This is a genomic window from Flexilinea flocculi, assembly GCF_001192795.1.
Taxonomy (GTDB): Bacteria; Chloroflexota; Anaerolineae; order Anaerolineales; family Anaerolineaceae; genus Flexilinea; species Flexilinea flocculi.
Genome location: NZ_DF968181.1, coordinates 750,364 through 765,407, shown reverse-complemented (window position 1 = coordinate 765,407; position 15,044 = coordinate 750,364). Strand labels below are relative to the sequence as shown.

Sequence of the window (15,044 nt, the reverse complement as noted above, 5' to 3'; positions counted from 1 at the left end):
GCTTTTTGTGAAGCACAAAACCATAAGAACAACAAATCTTCTTGATTGATTCAAATAATAAAATCCATATTTCGAACTGCTGGCTGATACCTTTAATGATGTACAAACCGGAATGAACGCATCATCAAATAATTCTGACTCCAAGCTGATGCTGGGACGGCATTATCAAATCACCGGCATTGTCCAAGGAGTTGGATTTCGTCCGTTTGTGTATCAGACAGCTATAAAATATCATCTCAAAGGTGATGTCTGCAACAGCGCCAATGGGGTCATCATTAATGTTTTCGGACCCCAAAGATCCATAGATAGTTTTCATGAAATCCTGCAAACTGCTCCACCTCCACGTGCGCGTATAGATCATTTAAGTTTTTTCGAAGTGCCTTTTCAGAATGAGAAGGAGTTTCGAATCCTTCCCAGTCAGAATATCGAGACTGATTTTCTGCCTGTTTCACCGGATATTTGCATTTGTGAAGCTTGCCAAAATGAAATACTTGATTTTAACAATCGCCGCTTCCACTACCCGTTTACCAATTGCACAAATTGCGGACCGCGTTTTTCGATCATAGAAAGAATCCCTTATGATCGACCCAACACCTCCATGAAACGCTTCCCGATGTGTTCATCTTGTACCGTTGAATATGAAAATCCGCTTGACCGAAGATTTCATGCGCAGCCTGTGGCTTGCAGGGATTGCGGACCCCAACTCACTTATTTCCGCAACGGGTCAGACGGAATTTTCGGAGATCATGCATTAATAGCAGCGACAGAATCGATTAAGGACGGGGAAATTATGGCGATCAAAGGCATTGGCGGGTTTCATCTTGCCTGTGACGCGATGAATGAAACCGCATTGAAACGGTTACGCGGAATAAAACATCGCAGCAATAAACCATTTGCATTAATGGCAAAAGATATCCCGACGATTCAAAAGTATTGCATGGTCAATCCGGATGAGCGCGCGCTGCTCCAAAGCGCTGCCGCTCCGATTGTCCTGTTGAAAATGAAAGTTGGATGCATCATTCCTGAATCAGTAGCTCCGACACAAAACGAACTGGGATTCATGATTCCTTATACTCCGCTCCATATTCTCCTTTTTGAAATGTTGTCTCCGGAAATTGAAGTCCTTGTGATGACCAGCGCCAATTATTCTGAAGAACCGATTGTTTTTGGCGATTCAGAAAAGGATAGGACAATACTTGCACAATTATCAGATGGAATTCTCACCCATAACCGGCAAATCGTCACCCGGATCGATGATTCGGTCACCCGAATTGATCAAGATCATCAACGGATCATGATTCGTCGCGCGCGAGGATATGCGCCGGATCCGATTCTGGTTCAACGTCAAATGAATCAAATTCTTGCAGCAGGTCCGGAGTTGAAAAATACCTTCTGTCTGACAAGGGGTAATTACGCTTTTATCAGCCATCATATCGGAGATATGGAAAATGCGGAGACATTTCAAGCCTATCAAGAGGAAATAGCACATTACAAAACCATATTCCGGGTTACTCCGGAAGTAATCGCTTGCGATCTTCATCCCAATTACCTCTCAACGACTTATGCGGAAAAACTTTCGGAAGAGACAGGATTACCACTGATCAGAATTCAGCATCACTATGCGCATATTGCTTCCGTTTTAGCAGAGAATCATCGATTTAATGCAGAATCCGCAATCGGATTGGCATTTGACGGAACCGGATATGGAACGGATGGATTCATTTGGGGAGGTGAAGCGCTTCTATGCAACAATGCGGGTTTTGAACGGGTTTATCATCTGGATAATTTCCCGCTTCCCGGAGGAGACACAGCCATCCGAAAACCGTATCGCCAGGCGCTTGCATTGTTATATGCAAATGGCTTTTCCTGGGAAGATTCTCTCTTTCCGGTTTCTTCCATCCCTGACAGAGAAAAAGAGCTATTAAAAACACAACTGGATCATCATCTCAACTGTGTTGACACCTCATCCATGGGAAGACTTTTCGATGCAATATCCTCTTTGCTGGGAATTTGTCAGGAAGCTTCCTATGAAGGACAAGCTGCAATCGAATTAGAAAACGTAGCAGATCCCGATTGCACAGAATATTATCCATTTGAAATTCTCGAAGATAAAATCCTGCTGAAATCGGTCATCGGGAATATACTCGATGATCTGCGTCAGGGTATTCCGAAATCAGTCATTTCTGCAAAATTTCATCATGGAGTCATTCAGTTATGCCTGGAAATTTGCGTTAGAATCAGAGAAGCTGTGAATTTGAATATTCCGACGGTTTTATCCGGTGGCGTATGGCAGAATCAGATATTACTCGGCGGAGTCAGGGATTTGCTTGAAAAAAACAGTTTTAACGTTCTATTACCCAGGCAGCTTCCTTACAATGATGGATGTGTGTCTTTTGGTCAGGCAGTCATTGCAAACGAAATTAAGGACCGAATGCGCTAGACTTTATCGATCGAAATTACTATGATCTTGAATTGCGTTCAACAAGTCCAAATATGGAAACGAATCATTGAATCGCACTTCCTTCCGTTCGATGAATGACGAGCCAGCTGTACTTCATCGGACAGATGTTGTTTCCAGCAAAAAAAACAAGGAGTAAACATGTGTCTCGGAATTCCTGGGAAAATTACCAAAATTTATGATGCTGACGGTATTACCATGGGCATTGTTGAATATGACGGGGCATTGCGGGAAGCCTGTCTTTCCACAGTCAGCGATGTAGCCATCGGTGATTATGTCATGGTTCATGCCGGATTTGCCCTCTGCAAAATGGATGAAGAAGAAGCGATTGAGACTCTTCGCGCATTCGATGAAATCAATGAAATCCCGTTGTAGAATATCTCATCGGACCGGAATATACCAATGATATCAATTCTGCACAAACGATTCGAAATATGGCGAGAATTATTTATTATTGCGTTGTTTTTACACAAAGAGCAAAAACAACGCAATAATGAGTTTTCTCGATTGGTTCGAAAGGTTTGTTCATATCTCGAATTGCTGTTCACAATATGGATCGGAGTATTCGAATGAATTTCATCGAAGATTTTCGGAACTCAGACCGCGCAAAGAAATTATTGCATTCCATCCATTCAATAACACACAAAAAGTGGGTCATCATGGAAATGTGCGGAGGTCAGACGCATTCAATGATGAAATTCGGGTTGGATCAACTTCTCCCGGATCAGATTGAAATCGTGCACGGACCTGGCTGTCCTGTTTGTGTCACGGCGCTGGAGCTCATCGATAAAGCTATCCTGATTGCAAAAAACAAGAATGTGATTTTTACATCCTATGGGGATATGCTTCGCGTCCCAGGATCCAACAGCGATCTCTTTTCAGTCCGTGCTGCAGGAGGGGATATTCGTGTCGTCTATTCAGCACTGGATGCATTGCAGATTGCCAGAGAGAATCCAAGTAGAGAGGTTGTTTTTTTTGGGATTGGATTTGAAACAACAGCTCCAGCCAATGGAATCAGCATACTTCAAGCCAAGCGGTTGGGAATCCAAAATTATTCTGTCCTTGTCTCACAGGTAAGAGTACCACCGGCGATGGAACTCATTCTTTCTTCACCGAACAATCGAGTTCAGGGATTTCTGGCTGCAGGTCATGTCTGTTCCGTGATGGGCATTGAAGAATATGTGCCGATCAGTAATCGTTATCATGTCCCAATCAGCGTCACCGGATTTGAACCGGTAGACCTTTTGGCAGGAATTTTTGAAACAATTTCCATGCTGGAGACAAATTCCTGGGGTGTGAAAAATGCTTACAGCCGCAGTGTCAGTGAAAAAGGAAATATCGAAGCTCAAAAAATGCTGGATATCCTGTTTGAACCCTGTGACCGTAACTGGCGGGGAATTGGCATGATCCCGATGAGCGGTTGGAGACTGCGTTCTGAATTTCAAGAATTTGACGCTGAAGAACGGTTCCATGTAGCTGAAATTCAATCAAAAGAATCCGAACAATGTATTGCCGGCTTGATTTTGCAGGGATTAAAAAAACCTGCGGATTGCAAAGCATTCCAACGCGAATGCACACCGCAGCATCCGCTGGGTGCGACCATGGTTTCTTCTGAAGGAGCCTGTTCAGCTTATTATAAATATCGGAGATAATTCATGACCGGACATAGTCTATCGGAAGGTTTTTCATGTCCCCTGCCGTTTTCTCATCACGAAGCAATCATGCTTGGTCATGGCAGCGGCGGAGCCATGACCGCAGAGCTGATCCAGCGTGTATTCCTCAAATACTTTCACAGCGATGGTTTGCAGCAAAAAAATGATGCGGCAAATTTAGCAATACCGGATAATATTCACAGAATTGCCGTGACAACCGACTCCCATATCGTCACGCCACTCTTTTTTCCAGGCGGTGACATCGGCAGATTAGCCGTTTGCGGGACAGTGAATGATCTTTTGACTGCCGGTGCAACCCCCAAATGGCTTTCTGCAGCTTTCATTCTGGAAGAAGGTCTACCTATTGCGGTTTTGGAACAAATCCTGGAATCGATGAAAAAAAGTGCTGAAGAGGCTCAGGTAGAAATCGTCACAGGAGACACAAAAGTAGTCGAACGTGGAAAAGGGGATGGAATTTTTATCAACACCACCGGAATTGGTTATATCGCGGAAAATTTTCAACCAGGGGGAGAAAAAGCCGCGCCGGGGGATGCTGTCATTTTAAGTGGAACCATCGGAGATCACGGCATGGCAGTCTTGTGCGCGCGCGGCGAATTAGGAATACGGGCCGATATTTCATCGGATGCGGCTCCATTGAATGAGATTGTCAGAAATTTACAGCCATTCGCGCGTTCCGTTCATGTTTTACGGGATCCGACACGAGGCGGCTTAAGCACAACGCTCAATGAAATAGCAAATCAAAGTCAGGTGGGAATTGAATTGGATGAAAAATCGATTCCAATTTCAAAAGAAGTGAATGCAGTTTGTGAAATGCTGGGTTTTGATCCATATACAACTGCCAATGAAGGCAAAATGATCATCATTGTCCCGGATGAAATCAAACAAGACGTACTACTGGCAATTCGTAGATCCAAATACGGAGAGAATGCAGCCATCATCGGCCGCGTTTTTCCGAACCATTCACCAATCGTCTTGCTGCAAACCAATTTAGGTACGCATCGAATACTCGACCCTCTTCCGGGTGAATTGCTTCCCAGAATTTGCTGAGGTTAACATCACAAATGAGCAATTCGAAACATTGATGCTTGCATTAATACTCATAGGCACAACGAAAACCACGGTTGATACCTGGCGAATTTGCCTCATGTGAATCACGATAATTAAACCGGACATGAGCGACATCATCCAGATAACTTCCACCCTTGAGAATTCGTGATATGTTCTCGCTGCGATTACGAATGATTTCTGTCCAATGACCGGATTGAACAGGCGATTGGTCTGTTATCCATGCGTCAATTACCCATTCGCGTACATTTCCGGCAGTATCTAAAAGCCCATAAGGTCCGGCTCCTTTGGGAAGCCATCCGGCAGGAGTTAAAAAAGAATAAAAATTATCCAGATTTGCCATCTGATAATCTTGATTCTCCCCTTCCCACAATAAAACAAGCCCATCTGGACCGCGAGCAGCTTTTTCCCATTGGGCTTCCGTAGGAAGATGACCTCCAGCCTGTTCACAATATTCTTCTGCTTCGAGCCAGCTTACAAAAGTAACCGGCAGCCATTGGTAGATACTTTTTTGAAAGTATTTCGAATAATCATCGTGATAATGCGGCCAGCGGCAGGCGCCCTGGGAAAAGCATTCCTTGTATTCATGGATCGTGACCGGTTTCTGATCGATCCAAAATGATTCTATATATTCGGTTGTCTGATAAGGCTCTTTGCCAAGTATTGCTTCACCCGCAGGAATGAAAATCTGCAGCGATCCATTTTTCCCTGGGCGGTATTCTGTGGTCACCAATGCAGCTCCGCTTCGGAATGTGTAAGGACGCAGGAGCTGATAATGATTCGGGCGTATGTATTTTGAGAATAAAAACCATGAAAAAACAAGAATTATGAAGAAAATTCCAGAAAAAGTCAGACCGATCCATTTCTTCATATGCTTGCAATCCTTTATATTTTAAAAAGCCCCATCCTGCTGAAAACGTGCAAATGGGACTTTTAATCTACATAACATCGTTATTTATGATTTTTTTGGATTTCGCGGTTGTGTCTGCTCAATCGGAGGCGGAGTTTGACTGGATTGATCTCCGTGTGACGGTGGAAAGCCTGCCGGTGGATATTGCGGCGGAATCTGAGGATTGTTACCATAAAATCCCCCGTTCAGATTCTGTTGTCCTGAATAACCCGGCTGCTGTGACAGGTATCTGTATGGATCAACCGGAGGTACTGGCTGACCCGGATATGGATACCCTGGCGCCGGATACATGGGCTGAGGCGGTTGAGCAGGACGAAAATATTCAGGCACCGCCGGAGCCGGGGGAACCGGATAATTGCTTTGGATATTTGTCGGTAGAGGAGGTTTTGGTATATCCTGCAAGTTAGGTGGCGGAACCTGAGCTCGAGGTTGGTTTGCCGGAACATTCTGCGGTTGATAAGGAAGTGAATCAAAACCAAATGGCTTCGGTTCAGCCGTATCAGGTCTTATTGGTTCATTCGATTGAAAGATTTGCGCCTGTGGTATGATCTTAGCTGCATTTTCATAATCGGTTGAAAATGTTCTTTGTTCCTGCTGGTTTTGTCCGTTATACGTTGCACCAGGTTGCGACATGGATGGTTGACTAACAGGCGGCTGTGAAGCCTGCTGCAGTTGTTCTTTTTCCATGTCTGAAAAAGGAACATAACCGGAGGATTCATGCGGTTCTGCATTCAGATCGATTGGATTTGGAACTTCTCGACGCAAAGTTTCGAGATGATTTTGTAAAGCTTCCTCCGCGTTCTGCTCAATTGGCTCAGGCTCCGAATCGATAGGTTCACGATCTATTTCATCTGGCTCTTCTCCAGAAACTACTTCTTTCTGAGGAAGTATGGAATCTCCCCCTTTGGGTTTGACAATCAATCCGGTCAGCAAAGCCAATTCATACTCCGGATTGGAAAAAATCAAGGGAACGATATCTTCAACAATTCGGCGTTCCGCTTCCTCTCGATATTCCGGTTTCAACCGGAATCTGGCTGCAACAAATAATTTCTTTAATAATGCCCGTTTCACTTCCAGCGGAGCATAAGAGGCTAAATCAAATACATCGCTGCTTGTTTCGGTATTTACCAGCTTCGAAATTGCAGTTTTACTCAAGAAATTAATTTCTTTATTGGAAAGTTTGTGCCAATTTCGCGTTGCAGCTACCTGAGTAAAAATAGGCAGAATATCTTCTTCTTTTATTTTTGGACTCTTTACATTAAAGAGGATGATGATCATACCTAAAATGCCAAGAGAAAGTGCCGTTTTGTCATTTCCATCTTTATCAATCACATCATATGAAAAACCATCTGACTGGATCGGATAATTGGGGATATCACCTTTCCACGACCAGGTATCATTCGAAAAATCAAGCGCTTCCGGATCAATTCCATACGTGGCTCCTAATCCGGATGCATTGAGTTTGTCTTTTTTCTTTAACATCAAACCTCCGATTTGCATGTTCAGAAAAGTCTTATTAAGTCGCTTTCTATCAACATCTGAACACTTTTTAATTCGCTGTTTCCAACTGACTATGTTTTTTCACTCGTAAATTCGAATGGATCTTTCTTTCCGCAGCGATCCGAAATTTAAATTGGAATTTCGAATCAATCAAGAATTTTTGTTGTTTCGCTATTCCGATTTCAAATTTCCGTATCAATCCCATTTCTCATTGATCGAGAAATTTTTTTTATACATAGATAATTGTAACAAAGTTTTTTCAGCAATTCGAAATATGGGGAGGATTCTTTGTTGTAGTGATATTTTTTGCGAAGCGAAAAATATCACTACAACCAGTTTTTCCCATTTGATTCAAAAAGAAGTTGATACTTAAATTGCGTATCAACTGCAAATCTACGACAATTTTTCAACGGAAAATTGCAGTGTACCGCTGATGCTTTCTCCCGGATTTAAGATTAACAGATGAGATTCTTTCTCAAAACCGCGGGAATACAGATTGTGGCAGTCTGTTGAATTGGTTTGATTCTCCACACAAACAAATGGCTCCAGGAGAGGGGTATACGTTACGCTATGGGTAAAAATATCAGAAGCTTTTAATACCAGTTTCCGATTAATCGTTTGATAGATTATGGATTGAGGTTTTTTCGGATCCATGCCATACCACACTTCGTCCAGCGTCAGTCCTTTAATTGGCGTCGGAATGCTTAGATCTGCCGGTGATTTCTCCATATCAATCAGATTACCTGTGGGCAGCAGACTGATTGCTTCCATCCATTTTTTTGCCGGAACATGCAATAACGTATCAGCCTTGGATCCAAAAATATTAAAATAGGGATGAATCCCAAAGCCAAAAGGAAATCTTTTTTCTTCATCCAAATTGGTGATTTTCACGATGATTTCAATGCTGTCATTTTTTAATGTGTAGATCAAATCCAACCGGTTGGCAATGGGAAATTGCTGAAAAACCGGATGTCCAGGAAGAATTTGTAAATGCGTCGCAACAGAAATACTGTCGTCTTTTACAACTGGAATCTCATAATCAAACGGTGTGTCAGCAACCAGACAATGTAAAGATCGTCCACCATCATTATCAGGAAGATGATATTCAACACCATCAAATGTGAAGCGGCAATTGCGAACCCTGTTCGGAAATGGATAAAGAATTGGCGTACCAAAAAATTTCGTTCCGATAACCGGCATCGGTGCCTGATGCAGGTATTCCAGTCCATCTACAATAAAACTGCACAAATTCGAACCAAAGCCTGGAAGCAGCTTTGCTTCGGATCTGCGATAATGATCTTCTTCAGACCATAGACAGATCATTTTCTGATCTAATACAGGATGTTTTGCGATATTGTATCCAAACATGAGGTTTTTCCTTCATCTACTTCAATTCCGGATATACGAAAATCAGACCAGCCTTTCGAATCAATTGAGGAAATTTACGATTTTTATTACTCCGTATTAAAATTCAATCATAAATTATCCTTCCCGTATTTCGTATCGCAACGCAGCAATTTGAAATATGGATACGCTTTTCGAATAGAGAGAAAATGTAATGTTGTTGTGTTTTTACGCCTGACGTAAAAACACAACAACAATTCCTTTTTTTCCATATATCGAATCGTTGATCGCCGGGTCAGATCGTCGAGGCTTCACTGTTATAATTATACTCATGGATAATGAACGATTAAGCAATCCTGGAATAATTTCTTCCGATGACCGGATTGATATTGCTCTCAGACCGCGTCTGTTGGAAGAAGTAACCGGGCAAGATCAGGTACGTGAAAACCTTTCCATCTTATTAACCGCTGCCCGACAGCGAAAAGAACCGCTGGATCATGTTCTTTTTTATGGTCCACCGGGTCTTGGAAAAACCACGTTGGCACACGTGATGGCGAATGAGATGAACGTTAACATCAAGATCACTGCCGGTCCTGCAGTAGAACGCGCCGGAGATTTAGCTGCAATTCTCTCCAATTTGCATGAAGGTGACATCTTATTTATTGATGAAATCCACCGTCTGAACCGGGCAATTGAAGAGATACTATATCCTGCCATGGAAGATTCAGTTCTGGATATCATGGTCGGTAAAGGACCTTCAGCTCGTTCGATCCGCTTAAAACTCCCTCACTTCACCATCATAGGGGCTACCACAAGACTATCTCTGGTCAGTTCACCACTGAGAGCACGGTTTGGAGCCGTCTATCGCCTCAATTATTACGATTTGCAGTCCATGGAAAAAATCATCAAAAATGCTTCCATTAAATTAAATATCCGTGCGGATGAAAATGGTATACGCGAAATTGCCATCCGCTCCAGGGGAACGCCTCGTATCGGGCTGCGATTACTGCGCCGCGTCAGAGACTTTGCACAAGTAAGAGCCGATGGCGAAATCAATCAGACTGTATCTGTTGATGCCTTGGAATTACTCAGTATCGATAAAGCCGGACTGGATGATGTGGATCGCCGTGTTCTTGCAACGATCATCGAAAAATACCATGGGGGCCCGGTAGGTTTGGGCACCATTGCAGCTTCCATCAGTGAAGAATCCGATACCATCATGGAAGTTGTCGAACCATACCTGCTTCAGCTGGGTCTGATTGACAGAACACCACAGGGAAGATTGGCAACACGAAAAGCTTACGATCACTTGAATGTTCCCTATCCGGAAAATGGCGAGAACAGTAATGAACCGAAACAGCCCAACCTCTTCTGATTCGGAAAAATGGGAAAACCTCGTTTCTTCTGCATACCAATTTGCTGATAGATCTAAGATGTTTCGAAACCTCCTTGTTTTCTGCAAAAAATCTTTTCCAAAATTTGCGTTACGGACCTTTCATCAGGTATTCGAAATAGAGACCTCCTAATCAAATCAATCAAGTATTCCATGTGAATATGATGTGTTTCCAATTCGCACAAACACATCATATTCACATGTTTTTCCTCTTTATCCCACCAATGAGTCAATATTTCGATTTACTGTTTTTTTCATCAGATAAAAGGCAATTTGTTTTTTTGGAATACAATTACCTATTGTTTTGCAGTGATTCGAAATATTGAAGTATTATTCACTTTTTTGTTGCCATTGTGCAAAGCGCAAAGACAACATTGCAACGAATTTTCTCGCTTTTTTTGGCTTTCCAAAATTTCGAATTTCTGGCACATTTCTCAACTTGAAAGATTGAAGCATGAAAACAACCGATTTTGACTATGAACTTCCACTGGAAAGAATTGCACAGACGCCATTGGAACCCAGGGATTCTTCCAGACTTTTTGTATATGATCGAAAAACAGGAAAAATTGATCATAGCCATTTCTATAACTTGTCTGATTTTCTTTATCCTGGCGATTTGCTGGTACTGAATCAAACCCGCGTTTTACCCGCCAGAATTTATGCCCGTAAAGACGGCACCGGTGGCTTGGTCGAAGTTTTACTTCTCCGCCGGCTTGGAGAACAAAATTGGGAAGCACTTGTTGGCGGTAAAAAAGTTACCCAAGGGAAAAAACTGATCCTTTCAGACGAAATCCAGGCAGAGATCGTGGAATGTTACGAGGGATCCCGCAGATTGATTCACTTCAGCGGATCCATCGATGATTTTATGAAAAAAAACGGGCAAATGCCGCTTCCTCCGTATATTCATTCGAGATTGGACAATCCAGAAAGATATCAGACTGTCTATGCGCATGAAACGGGCTCAGCGGCTGCGCCAACAGCAGGATTGCATTTCACTGAATCGCTGATTGAAAAAATCCAAGAAAAAGGTGTCCGATTCACGTATGTCACACTTCATGTCGGTTTGGATACTTTTCAGCCAGTTACTGAGGATGATCCGGAGCAACACAAAATCCATCAAGAATGGTGTGAGCTCTCGCCTGAAACTGCCGAATTGATTGTGCAGACAAAGAAAGCAGGGCATCGTGTAATCGCCGTCGGCACAACCAGTGCAAGAACCCTGGAAAGCGCAGCGCTGGCAGCAAAAAATGCAGGATCTGATGCGTGTGTGATCCCGATTTCAGGAGATACGGGAATCTATATTCTTCCCGGATATCAATTTAAAGCAGTTGATGCGATGATTACGAATTTCCATCTGCCAAAATCCACATTAATTATGATGGTCAGCGCATTCGCAGGAAGAGAGACAATTCTGTCGCTTTATCGACAGGCAATTGACCTTCAATATCGTTTCTTTTCCTTCGGAGACGCGATGTTTCTCCAATAATCACAGACACAACTTGATCAACAGTCCTGCATAGGAAACTTATAAAAACTAGGGAGCCATACGAATGTCATGCATCACAGTCATTCGAAAAATGGATTGACTTTTCATATTTTGAACAGCAGATGAAAGAAATTACACATCTGATAATGAAAATTGAATTCTATTTTTATAGGAGTTGCTATAAGGAACCTGTCATTGCGTGGCAATCTCCCCGCCACATGTTGGGCAGAGTGCCATCCGGAAAGAGATTGCTTCGTCGGGCTGATGCCCTCCTCGCAATGACAGATCAACCAATATTTCGAACAGCAGATGAAAGAAATTACACATCCGATAATGAAAATTGAATTCAATTTTCATAGGAATTACTGCTACATCATCTATTGAGAACTCCCTTGTTATTTATGGTTGAAATATTGAATTCCCAACAGCAATTTCGATCTTATTTCCGAAAATGGTAATCTCCCTGAATGATCCATTTATAAGTAGTTAATTCCTGCAGCGCCATAGGTCCTCTGGCATGAAGCGGCTGGGTTGAAATAGCAATTTCAGCGCCCAGACCCAGCTCTGCGCCATCGGTAAAGCGAGTACTAGCATTCACATAAACACAGGCTGAGTTTACTTTTTCAATAAATTTTTGCGCATTCTCAGCATTCTCTGTCAAAATTCCATCGGAGTGTTTTGTGCTATGAAGCTGAATATGCTGGATCGCTTCATCCACATTGCAAACAACTTTTATTCCCAGAATCAGCGAAAGCCATTCTGTATCAAAATCGTTCTTTTCAGCCAGATCATACATTAGATTTGGATTTTTAGTTTCATTGAGTATCTCATACGCCGTCTGATCTACTTTAAATCGGACACCGCTTAAAGATAACACAGAGCATACTTTAGGAATAAAATCAGAAGCAATCGATTGATCCACCAGTATTGTTTCGATGGCATTGCAGACAGTCGGACGCTGGACTTTTGCATTTTGAATTACTCGGATCGATTTTTCTTGATCTGCAGTTTTATCAACAAATAAATGACAAATCCCTATACCACCTGTGATCACCGGAATTCGACTGTTTTTTCTGCAGAAATCATGCAGTCCGGCTCCGCCGCGAGGAATCAACATGTCAATAGATTCATCCATCTGCAGCAATTCCATCATGATGTTTCTGTCCGGTGTATCAATAAATTGGACGGCATCTGCCGGAATTCCGCTTTGATCCAAAGCATCTCTGACACAGGCGATAAGGACTGAATTTGTCCGGATCGTCTCTTTGCCGCCACGAAGAATCGAAGCATTCCCGGATTTAATCATCAGACAGGCAGAATCGATGGTGACATTTGGCCGCGATTCATAGATGACTGCAATCACCCCGATCGGAACGCGTTTTTTACAAATTTTCAGTCCTTCTTTGTGTTCCATAGGGCTGAAAATCTCTCCTACTGGATCGGATAACCTGGAAACGTTAAGCACATCACGAATGATCCCGTGAATTCTATCTGCAGTTAATGTCAAACGATCCACCATTGCAGGCGTCAACACATTTTTTGATGCTGAAACATCCTCTGCATTTTCAGATAGAATTTCCGACATTCTCATTTCCAGCGTTTCAGCCAGTTTGTTTAAGAAAAGATTTTTTTTCTCAGTCTGAATACCGGACAGTATATAGGAAGCCTCTCGGGCTTTTTTCCCCATCAGATTCAAATCGATCATTATTCTGCTCCGATCCTTTCTCCAAATCGAAATGCTGTAAACATCACGATACTATCAATCGCCATCCGTATATTTTGGATGAAAATATTATGCGAATTTTTTTCAAGAACAAGCAATTCTTAATATAGAACAAACTATTGTCGTTGTATTGTTTTTTTGCTCCGAGTAAAAACAGCACAACGAATTTTCTCTTTTTTCTCCAATGGGTTAATAAAATTTTTAATTATTGAATCATTGATCTACAATCATGAAATCATGGTGTATGACCTCATCCGCAAAGGTATACCCAAGAGTCCCTTCAATTTCATTTGCTTTTAATCCGATAATTTTTTGAAGATCATTTGATGCATAATTTACCATACCGACAGCGAATTCGTGTCCATCCGGTCCAATCATACGTACAGTATCGCCGCGATCAAATTCTCCGGTAACTTCTTTGATTCCGGCTGGAAGCAGACTTTTCCCCGAGAGAATTGCTTTGACCGCGCCGTTATCTACGCGGATGGATGCATTATTGGAGCGAAATCCGGTCAGTAAAAATCTCTTTTTGCTTTCCAACACGGTATTGGTCGGACGGAAAACCGTACCAAATCGTTCCCCTGCAGCAATTCGAATCAGAATATCCGGAACTTTTCCATTGGCAATCATAATGGAAGTACCCATTCTCCTGGCAATATCCGCTGCCCGGACTTTTGTGATCATTCCGCCAGTTCCCAACCCGCTTGCAGAGCCCCCGGCTGCTTCCCATACTGCAGGAGGGATTTCAACTGAATCAATTGTTTTGATCACTTTGGCTTTAGCGTCCGTCTCAGGATTTGAATCAAACAAACCATCCTGATCTGTCAATAAAACGAGCAAATCAGCTCCGATCAATCCGGATACGAAAGCGGACATTGTATCATTGTCTCCGAGACGGATTTCATCTGTAGCAATGGTGTCATTTTCATTGATGACCGGAAGTACGTTTTGACTCAGTAATCCATCCAATGTATTTCGTGCGTTCAGGTAACTTTTTCGATTAGTAAAATCACTACGTGTCAGTAAAATCTGAGAAACAACAATACCATACATGCGAAACAATTCCATGTAGATTGACATTAATCGTGGCTGACCAATTGCGGACAACATCTGTTTGCCTGGTATATGTTTTGAAAGATGCGGAAAATTCAGTATTTCTCGTCCGGCTGCTACTGCGCCGGAGGATACCAATGTAACCTGAATACCACGATGCATCATCCAACTGATCTGGCGCGTTAGATCAATCAATTTGGGCATATCCACATTCGATGATCCGTTTGTTATTGTTGATGTTCCAATTTTAATGACAATTCGATCGTAAGACATAATATCAATCCGCTGAATGGTAATTTTCAGGAAATTATAAATCATTTTCGATTGAATCATTATTTCCACAGTAATTTCAGCGATTTGAATAAATCGTAAATAACAAAAAAACTTTCGTTTTAAACAAAAACACCGGCATAAGTCGGTGTTTTATTTGGAGATGGTT

General features: G+C 42.4%; 11 protein-coding genes. 6 read left to right on the top strand and 5 right to left on the bottom strand.

The genetic code is table 11. The features are described 5' to 3' along the window. Positions 1-112 precede the first annotated feature (112 nt). The 4 genes from hypF to hypE all read left to right on the top strand — a co-directional run bounded on the left by hypF (position 113) and on the right by hypE (position 5,178). On the top strand, positions 113-2,440 hold the full coding sequence (gene hypF, locus ATC1_RS08230; protein ID WP_062280231.1) for a carbamoyltransferase HypF: 2,328 nt from the start codon (positions 113-115) through the stop codon (positions 2,438-2,440). A 159-nt stretch (positions 2,441-2,599) separates the two neighbouring features. Further along, entirely contained in the window at positions 2,600-2,833 is a 234-nt protein-coding gene (locus ATC1_RS08225) for a HypC/HybG/HupF family hydrogenase formation chaperone (protein WP_062280228.1), read from the top strand. A 194-nt stretch (positions 2,834-3,027) separates the two neighbouring features. Beyond that, positions 3,028-4,110, top strand: coding sequence for a hydrogenase formation protein HypD (gene hypD, locus ATC1_RS08220; protein ID WP_062280225.1), 1,083 nt, complete (start codon positions 3,028-3,030; stop codon positions 4,108-4,110). A 3-nt stretch (positions 4,111-4,113) separates the two neighbouring features. After that, the gene (gene hypE, locus ATC1_RS08215; RefSeq protein WP_082174712.1) at positions 4,114-5,178 is read left to right on the top strand and encodes a hydrogenase expression/formation protein HypE; all 1,065 of its coding nucleotides are present in this window, start codon (positions 4,114-4,116) and stop codon (positions 5,176-5,178) included. Between the two features lie 43 nt (positions 5,179-5,221). Here the strand turns inward: hypE and ATC1_RS08210 are convergent, their stop codons facing one another. The 3 genes from ATC1_RS08210 to ATC1_RS08195 form a co-directional block, all read right to left on the bottom strand. Beyond that, complete coding sequence (locus ATC1_RS08210) at positions 5,222-6,067, bottom strand: formylglycine-generating enzyme family protein (protein ID WP_062280221.1); 846 nt, start codon at positions 6,065-6,067, stop codon at positions 5,222-5,224. 84 nt (positions 6,068-6,151) lie between these two features. Then, positions 6,152-7,588, bottom strand: a complete 1,437-nt coding sequence (locus tag ATC1_RS08205; RefSeq protein ID WP_062280218.1) for a hypothetical protein — start codon at positions 7,586-7,588, stop codon at positions 6,152-6,154. Positions 7,589-7,999: 411 nt separating this feature from the next. Next, a complete protein-coding gene (locus ATC1_RS08195; protein ID WP_062280209.1) occupies positions 8,000-8,974 on the bottom strand; it encodes an aldose 1-epimerase in 975 nt (324 codons plus the stop codon). A 307-nt stretch (positions 8,975-9,281) separates the two neighbouring features. Here ATC1_RS08195 and ruvB point away from each other — a divergent pair, with 307 nt between their 5' ends. Together ruvB and queA are read left to right on the top strand one after the other, a co-directional pair. Further along, positions 9,282-10,325: a Holliday junction branch migration DNA helicase RuvB gene (ruvB, locus tag ATC1_RS08190; RefSeq protein WP_062280206.1), complete on the top strand. Its 1,044-nt coding sequence runs from the start codon at positions 9,282-9,284 to the stop codon at positions 10,323-10,325. A gap of 472 nt (positions 10,326-10,797) precedes the next feature. Further along, positions 10,798-11,829: a tRNA preQ1(34) S-adenosylmethionine ribosyltransferase-isomerase QueA gene (gene queA, locus ATC1_RS08185; RefSeq protein WP_062280204.1), complete on the top strand. Its 1,032-nt coding sequence runs from the start codon at positions 10,798-10,800 to the stop codon at positions 11,827-11,829. Between the two features lie 439 nt (positions 11,830-12,268). Here the strand turns inward: queA and ATC1_RS08180 are convergent, their stop codons facing one another. Then, complete coding sequence (locus ATC1_RS08180) at positions 12,269-13,534, bottom strand: glutamate-5-semialdehyde dehydrogenase (RefSeq protein ID WP_062280201.1); 1,266 nt, start codon at positions 13,532-13,534, stop codon at positions 12,269-12,271. A 231-nt stretch (positions 13,535-13,765) separates the two neighbouring features. Then, positions 13,766-14,878, bottom strand: a complete 1,113-nt coding sequence (gene proB / locus ATC1_RS08175) for a glutamate 5-kinase (protein ID WP_062284029.1) — start codon at positions 14,876-14,878, stop codon at positions 13,766-13,768. Positions 14,879-15,044: the final 166 nt, after the last annotated feature.

What these genes read in the sequence shown, in the direction of transcription:
- hypF (WP_062280231.1), top strand. Translation starts at nt 113, where the DNA reads ATGAACGCATCATCAAATAATTCTGACTCCAAGCTGATGCTGGGACGG.
- ATC1_RS08225 (WP_062280228.1), top strand. Translation starts at nt 2,600, where the DNA reads ATGTGTCTCGGAATTCCTGGGAAAATTACCAAAATTTATGATGCTGAC.
- hypD (WP_062280225.1), top strand. Translation starts at nt 3,028, where the DNA reads ATGAATTTCATCGAAGATTTTCGGAACTCAGACCGCGCAAAGAAATTA.
- hypE (WP_082174712.1), top strand. Translation starts at nt 4,114, where the DNA reads ATGACCGGACATAGTCTATCGGAAGGTTTTTCATGTCCCCTGCCGTTT.
- ATC1_RS08210 (WP_062280221.1), bottom strand. Translation starts at nt 6,067, where the DNA reads ATGAAGAAATGGATCGGTCTGACTTTTTCTGGAATTTTCTTCATAATT.
- ATC1_RS08205 (WP_062280218.1), bottom strand. Translation starts at nt 7,588, where the DNA reads ATGTTAAAGAAAAAAGACAAACTCAATGCATCCGGATTAGGAGCCACG.
- ATC1_RS08195 (WP_062280209.1), bottom strand. Translation starts at nt 8,974, where the DNA reads ATGTTTGGATACAATATCGCAAAACATCCTGTATTAGATCAGAAAATG.
- ruvB (WP_062280206.1), top strand. Translation starts at nt 9,282, where the DNA reads ATGGATAATGAACGATTAAGCAATCCTGGAATAATTTCTTCCGATGAC.
- queA (WP_062280204.1), top strand. Translation starts at nt 10,798, where the DNA reads ATGAAAACAACCGATTTTGACTATGAACTTCCACTGGAAAGAATTGCA.
- ATC1_RS08180 (WP_062280201.1), bottom strand. Translation starts at nt 13,534, where the DNA reads ATGATCGATTTGAATCTGATGGGGAAAAAAGCCCGAGAGGCTTCCTAT.
- proB (WP_062284029.1), bottom strand. Translation starts at nt 14,878, where the DNA reads ATGTCTTACGATCGAATTGTCATTAAAATTGGAACATCAACAATAACA.